The following is a 6,758-nucleotide window of genomic DNA, read 5'->3' on the forward strand; positions in this document are numbered from 1 at the left end:
GCCGATCGGCGGGCCGCGGTCGGCCGCGGTTTCGCGGACGAGATCGCTGCCGCCAACACCCACTCCGCCTCGCTCGCCAGCGCGACCGGAGAGGCGCAGGCGCGGCTCGGCGTTCTGCTCGCCACATTGCCGCGCACCCGGGCCGAGATCGTCGGGGCAGGCGAGGAACTCGACCGTATCGGCGCGGCGACGAATGCGAGCGTAGCCGCACTGGACGCGCAGGTCGCGGCGCTGGCCGTGCGGGGACGCGAGGCGGATGCGACCGCTGCCGGTGCGGCGCAGCGGCTCGCTACCCACATCGACCGCATGGACGCCACCAGCGAAAGCGCCGGCGCACGGCTGGAGGGGGTGACGTCAGCAATGGCGACGTCGGTCGACGTGCTGCTCGGCCGTACCGCCGACGCGGTCGACACGTCGCGCCGCGGGATCGAGGCTCAGGGCGACGCGATGCTGGCCATGGTCCGCGCGCACCAGCATCTGCTCGACCAGGCGGCGCGCGAGAGCGCCGAGGCGCTGGCGGCCCGGATCGAGGTGGTCGAGCTGGTGGCCGATCGGATCGCGCGCCGCCTCGACGCACAGCGGGTCGCGGGCGACCAGCTGGTCGGCGGGCTGGAGACCGGCATCGCCCGGGTCGGCGATCAGCTCGACCGGCTGCACGCCCAGGGCGTCGATCGCTCCCGGCTGCTCGCCGCGTCGATCAGCGCGCTCGGCGGGTCGGCGGACGCGATGACCGAGGCGCTGCGCACCGGCGACGCGATGGCGGGCCGGGCGATCGGCACCACCGAGACGTTGCTGACCGCGCTCGACGCCGCGACGCGCGAGATAGACGAGACGCTGCCCGACGCGCTCGACCGGCTGGACGCGAGGATCGACGCCAGCCAGCGTGTCGTCGCCCGCTCGAAGCCCGAGCTGCTCGCCCTCGTCACCGCCGCCGAGAGCACGCACGATGCGATCGAGGCGATCGCGCAGGTCATCGCGGGTCAGCGCACGACCGTCGACCAGCTGGCCGGCACGCTGCTCGACACGTTGTCGAGCGGGCGGACGAAGGCGGATGCGCTTGGCGAGATGGTCGACGAGACGGTGACGCGCGCCAACCGCTTCGCCGACGAGGCCGCGCCCCGTCTGGTCGAGGCGCTGTTGCGGGTGCGCGATACCGCCAACGCCGCCGCCGACCGCGCGCGCGAAACGATCGGTTCGGTGATCCCGCAGGCCGCTGACCGGCTCGCGGCGGCAAGCGCGGCGGCATTGGCGCGCGTGGCGGGCGATACGGTGGATCGGCAGGTAGCGGCGATCGCCGGGGCGTCGCACGCTGCCGTCGCCGCCGCGACCCAGGCCTCTGACCGGCTGGGCGAGCGGCTGCGTGAGATCGGCGACGCGACCGCGCTGGTCGAGACACGGCTGGACGATGCGCGCGCCGCCCGCGACGAGTCGGATCGCGACGGCTTCGCCCGCCGCGTGTCGCTGCTGATCGAGGCGTTGAACTCCGCATCGATCGACATCACCGGCAGCATCGCTCCCGAAGTCTCGGACAGTGCGTGGGCGGCGTATCTGAAGGGAGACCGCGGCGTCTTCACCCGCCGCGCGGTTCGGCTGCTCGACGCCGGCGACGCGCGCGAGATCGCCCGGCTGTACGACGAGCGCGCCGACTTCCGCGATCAGGTCAACCGCTACATCCACGACTTCGAGGCGATGCTGCGGACGATCCTGACGCAACGCGACGGCTCGCCGCTGGGCGTGACCCTGTTGTCGTCGGACATGGGCAAGCTGTACGTCGCGCTGGCCCAGGCGATCGAGCGGCTTCGATAGCGGGGTACGCGTCGGGCGCCCCGGACGCGGCCGGCGCTACACGTTGCCGATGACGAACATCTCCGGGCTGATCCACCCAGCGAAATAGTTCAGCAGGAACAGCGCGAACAGCACGGTGGCCACGATCGTCACCCGAGCCGCGATGCGCCACGGGCGGAAATCGTGCGGGGCGCTGTCCGCCTGTCCGGGTACGCGCGTGACCCCGGCTTCCTCATGGGTGCGGACGCCGAACGGCAGGACGAGGAACACCGACAGCGCCCAGAACAGGAAATAGATCGCCAGCATGGAAGTCCACCGCATGGCGCAACCTTAGGCGCCGACGATCAGCACGTCGACGACCGGCTTCTTCCCCGTCCAGCGGGTCGCGACGCGGCGCACGGCAAGGCGGATGTTCTCGCGCACGCGGTCGCGGTCGCGGCCGCCGCGCATCGATTCGGCAACGGCATCGACGACATCGGCGATGAACGGCTCGCGGTCCTCCTCGACCGGCACGCCCTGCAGCCGGACCTGTGGCTGGCCCAACGCCCGCCCGTCCCGCCCCAGCGCCACCGCGACCGAGATCTGGCCGTTCGACGCGAGCTTGCGCCGCTCGTTGATCGTCGTGCCATCGGCCGGCAGGATGACGTCGCCGTCGAGAACCAGCCGGCCGACCGGAACATTGCCGATCTTCGCCGCCGGGCCGGGCAGCAGTCGCACCAGGTCGCCATTGGTCTGCACCAGCGCCTGCGGGACCCCCTCGCTTCGGGCGAACCGCGCATGCTCGGTCATGTGCCGCATCTCGCCATGGACGGGGATCAACAGCTCCGGCCGCAGCCAGCGGTACAACGCCGCCAGTTCAGGTCGGCCGGGATGGCCGGACACATGCACCTTCGCCTGCCGCTCGGTGACGATGTGGACGCCGCGTCCCGCCAGGATGTTCTGGATGCGGCCGATCGCCACCTCGTTGCCGGGGATCTCCTTGGACGAGAAAACGACCGTGTCGCCCTCGCCCAGCTTGATCGTGTGCGATCCTTCCGCGACCCGCGCCAGCGCCGCGCGCGGCTCTCCCTGACCGCCGGTGGCAACGATCAGGACCTTGGACGGCGGCAATCGCATGGCCGCGTCGGGATCGACGGTCTCGGGGAAATCCTTCAGATAGCCGGTAGCCCTGGCGACCTTCAGGATGCGGTCGAGCGATCGTCCGGTGACGCAGATCGCCCGATCGGTGTCACGCGCCACTTCGCCCAGCGTCGCCAGTCGCGCGGCATTGGATGCGAAGCTGGTGACGAGCACCCGGCCGCGCGCCGCGCGTACCACTTCCTCCATCCCCTTGCGCACCTCAGCCTCCGACCCGGACGCGTTGGCGTTGAAGATGTTGGTCGAATCGCACATCAGCACGTCAATGCCGGCGTCGCCGATCGCGGTCAGCTGCGCCTCGTTGGCGGGATCGCCGATGATCGGCGCGGCGTCGAGCTTCCAGTCGCCCGAGTGGAACACGCGCCCCACGGGCGTATCGATCACCAATGCGCTCGCCTCCGGGATCGAATGCGACATCGGCACCATCGTGAAGTCGAACGGCCCGACCTTGAACGGCTTGCCCGGCTCGACGAGCTTCAGCTTCACGCGATCCGCGATCCGCTCTTCCTCCAGCTTGCCGCGGATCAGGCCCGCGGTGAAGGCGGAGGCATAGAGCGGCACGCCCAGATCCTCGGCGAGGTACGGCAACGCGCCGATATGGTCCTCATGCCCATGGGTCAGGACTATGCCGACCAGATCGTCCAGCCGTTCCTCGATGAAGCGCAGGTCGGGCAGGATGACGTCGATGCCGGGATAGGCCGGATCGGCGAATGTTATGCCGCAATCGACCATCACCCACTTGCCGTTGCAGCCGTACAGGTTGACGTTCATGCCGATCTCGCCCGACCCGCCTAATGCGCAGAAGAGCAGTTCGTTCTTGGGAGTCATTGATTTCCTAGCTTGATGTCCCGGCGATGCGGAACGAATGAGCCCGTCGGGGCGCGGATGATGAGGGGGACGCAGGGCCGGCCTGCATGAAACTGGTCTTATATATGGGCGCGCGCGGCGAGGATCGCCAGCCCCGTGATCGTTAGATCCGGCTCCACGACGTCGAACACGCTCGAATGCGCCTCGAACAGGATCGCAAGGCCGCCGGTCGCAACCACCGTCACGGGCCGGGCGATCTGCGCGCGCATCCGCCGTACCAGCCCCTCGATCAGCGAGACATACCCCCAATAGATGCCGATATGCATCTGATCGGCGGTGTTGCGGCCGATCACGGAGGCGGTCGCCGGCGCCTCGATCGCGATCCGCGGCAGCTTGGCGGCAGCGGCGACCAGCGCGTCGAGCGACAGGTTGATGCCCGGCGCGATGATCCCGCCCTTGTAAGCCCCGCGGTAGTCGATCCAGTCGATGGTCGTCGCCGTACCGAAGTCGATCACGATCAGATCGCCGGCGTGCCGCGCGTGCGCGGCGATGGCGGTGACGGCGCGGTCCGCACCCAGGCTGGCCGGCTCGTCGATGTCGAGCGCAATGTCCCATTCCACCGGTGCCCGGCCGGCGATGAGCGGCTCGGTAGCGAAATACTTGCGCGACAGCGTCTGGAGGTTGTGGAGCGCGCGCGGCACCACCGTCGCGATGATGACGCGGGTGACGGCGGCGCGGTCATAGCCTTCGAGGTGGAGCAGCTGGCTGAGCCACACGGCATATTCGTCGGCGGTACGCCGCGCATCGGTGGCGATCCGCCAGCGCGCCTCGATCGTCTCGCCCGCCACCAGCGCGAAGACGATGTTGGTGTTGCCGGCATCGATCGCGAGCAGCATGGGCCTCCTTTCCGCCTCCGCCTAGACCGCGAACACGTCGCCGGCGTGGATGACACGCTCGATGTCGCCCGCCAATCCGAGACGCAGCGCCCCGTCGCTCGACAGCCCGGCGAAACGCCCGTGGAGCGACGATCCATCGGGCAGACGCGCCGCAAGGGGCGTGCCGACCGGATGTGCGAACGCGAGCCACCGCTCCCGCACGGCGTCGATCCCCGTCGTCCGCCACAGGCCGACATGGTGGGCGAGCGTCGGCCCCAGCGCACGCAGCAACGCGTCGGGCGCGATCGACACCCCATGCGCCGCAAGGCTGGTCGCCGACCGTTCGAGCGCATCCGGATGATGCGCGACGTTCACTCCCACCCCGATCACCACGGCATCGCCAGCCCGCTCGAGCAGGATGCCCGCTACCTTGGCGCCGGCCAGGAGCACGTCGTTCGGCCACTTCAGCGCCACGCCGCCGCGACTGGGCGCGATCCGATCGGGCGATGAAGCGCCGTCGATCGATCGTTCGATCGTGTTCGGCTGGTCGGCGAAGCGGAACGGCAGGGTCGCCAGCGTCTCGGCGACGGCGACTCCCGCCACCAGCGCCAGCCCCGGTGCCGCCGGGTCGCCGGGCCGCACCCGGACAAGGGTGCTCGCATGGAGGTTGCCGGCAGGCGAGACCCATTCGCGCCCTTCCCGCCCTCGCCCGGCGGACTGTCGCTCGGCCCTCAACCAAACGCCTTCCTCTAGCCCCAGCGACGCCAGGGCCAGCATGTCGGCGTTGGTGGACCCGGTGACCGGCACGGTGCGAACGACGGTCAGCGTCGACGTCCCTAGAACAGCGACCGCGCCGCCGCCGTGCTCCAGCCGTAGAGCAACGGCAGCGCGAGATAGCCGACCGGCGAGATCGCGACGGCGGCGATCGTCAGCATCCCGCCCTCCACCGCGCCGTTCGCCGGAGCATAGGCGGGCGCCGGATCGTCGAAGTACATCGTCTTGACCATGCGGAGATAGTAATAGGCGCCGATCACCGACGACACCGCGCCCGCTATCGCCAGCCCGATCAGCCCGGCGTCCGTCGCCGCCTGGAACACCGCGAACTTGGGCATGAAACCCAGCAGCGGCGGGATGCCTGCGAGCGAGAACATGAACATCGCCATCGCGGCGGCAAGACCCGGCCGGGTGCGCGACAGGCCGGACAGGCTGGCGATGTCCTCGACCGGCTCGCCATCGAGCCCCCGCATCTGCAGCACGACCAGAAACGCGCCGAGCGTCATGAAGATATAGACCGCAAGATACAGCAGCACCGCCGCGACACCCTCACGCGTTCCCGCCGCGAGGCCGATCAGCGCGAACCCGATGTTGTTGATCGACGAATAGGCCAGCAGCCGCTTCACGTTCGTCTGCCCGATCGCGGCCACGGCGCCGAGCAGGATGGAAGCGAGGCTGGCGAAGATCACGATCTGCCGCCACTCGCCCGTGGCCGGACCCATCGCCACCACCGCGACGCGAACGGCCAGCGCCACCGCCGCCACCTTGGGCGCGGACGCGAAGAAGGCGGTGACGGGCGTCGGCGAACCCTCGTACACGTCGGGCGTCCACATGTGGAACGGCACCGCCGCCATCTTGAACGCGAGGCCGGCGAACACGAAAACCAGCCCGATCGTCAGCCCGAGGAACGTCGTGCCGCCATGCGCCGCCGAGCCGAACGACTCGGCGATCTGCGGGAACAGCGTCGATCCGGCGAAGCCGTACACCAGGCTCACGCCGTACAGCAGGATCCCGCTCGCCAGCGCGCCGAGGACGAAATACTTCAGCCCCGCCTCCGCCGATCGCCGGTCGCGGCGCATGAAGCTCGCCAGGACGTAGGCGGCGAGGCTCTGGAGCTCCAGGCCGACGTAGAGCGTCAGCAGGTCGCCCGCCGACACCATGATCGCCATGCCCGCCGCGGACAGCAGGATCAGGACCGGGTATTCCGGACGCAGATCGTCGCCCGCGGTCCGCGCGAAGAAGTCGGGCGCCATCAGTATGGCCACCGCGGATGCGAGGAAGATCACCACCTTGGCGAAACCGGCGAACGCGTCCGCGCGCATCAGCCCGCCGAACGCGGCGCCGCCGCCCGTCGCGGGGCCGAGCAGCGCGATCCCGGCC

At 70.0% G+C, this 6,758-nt stretch carries 6 protein-coding genes; 1 reads left to right on the top strand and 5 read right to left on the bottom strand.

Annotated features, from left to right (window positions below; all coding sequences use genetic code 11):
* Nucleotides 1–1,806: hypothetical protein (locus HUV01_RS10345; protein ID WP_174298186.1), on the top strand; the 1,806-nt coding region annotated here is incomplete at its 5' end.
* A 36-nt stretch (nt 1,807–1,842) separates the two neighbouring features.
* Here HUV01_RS10345 and HUV01_RS10350 read toward each other — a convergent pair.
* The 5 genes from HUV01_RS10350 to nuoN form a co-directional block, all read right to left on the bottom strand.
* Nucleotides 1,843–2,106 (bottom strand): DUF1467 family protein, encoded by a 264-nt coding sequence (locus HUV01_RS10350; RefSeq protein WP_174298187.1) that lies wholly within the window; start codon nt 2,104–2,106, stop codon nt 1,843–1,845.
* 9 nt (nt 2,107–2,115) lie between these two features.
* Nucleotides 2,116–3,750, bottom strand: a complete 1,635-nt coding sequence (locus tag HUV01_RS10355) for a ribonuclease J (RefSeq protein ID WP_174298188.1) — start codon at nt 3,748–3,750, stop codon at nt 2,116–2,118.
* A gap of 98 nt (nt 3,751–3,848) precedes the next feature.
* Nucleotides 3,849–4,625, bottom strand: a complete 777-nt coding sequence (locus HUV01_RS10360) for a type III pantothenate kinase (RefSeq protein WP_174298189.1) — start codon at nt 4,623–4,625, stop codon at nt 3,849–3,851.
* 21 nt (nt 4,626–4,646) lie between these two features.
* Nucleotides 4,647–5,381 (bottom strand): biotin--[acetyl-CoA-carboxylase] ligase, encoded by a 735-nt coding sequence (locus HUV01_RS10365; protein ID WP_174298190.1) that lies wholly within the window; start codon nt 5,379–5,381, stop codon nt 4,647–4,649.
* 59 nt (nt 5,382–5,440) lie between these two features.
* Nucleotides 5,441–6,758 (bottom strand): NADH-quinone oxidoreductase subunit NuoN (gene nuoN / locus HUV01_RS10370; protein ID WP_174298191.1); only part of this gene is annotated, 1,318 nt, incomplete at its 5' end.

It is taken from the genome of Sphingomonas bacterium (genome assembly GCF_903643035.1).
GTDB lineage: Bacteria > Pseudomonadota > Alphaproteobacteria > Sphingomonadales > Sphingomonadaceae > Sphingomonas.

Coding starts and splice junctions, on each gene's coding strand:
- HUV01_RS10350 (WP_174298187.1), bottom strand. CDS start 2,106: ATGCGGTGGACTTCCATGCTGGCGATCTATTTCCTGTTCTGGGCGCTG.
- HUV01_RS10365 (WP_174298190.1), bottom strand. CDS start 5,381: ATGCTGGCCCTGGCGTCGCTGGGGCTAGAGGAAGGCGTTTGGTTGAGG.
- HUV01_RS10355 (WP_174298188.1), bottom strand. CDS start 3,750: ATGACTCCCAAGAACGAACTGCTCTTCTGCGCATTAGGCGGGTCGGGC.
- HUV01_RS10360 (WP_174298189.1), bottom strand. CDS start 4,625: ATGCTGCTCGCGATCGATGCCGGCAACACCAACATCGTCTTCGCGCTG.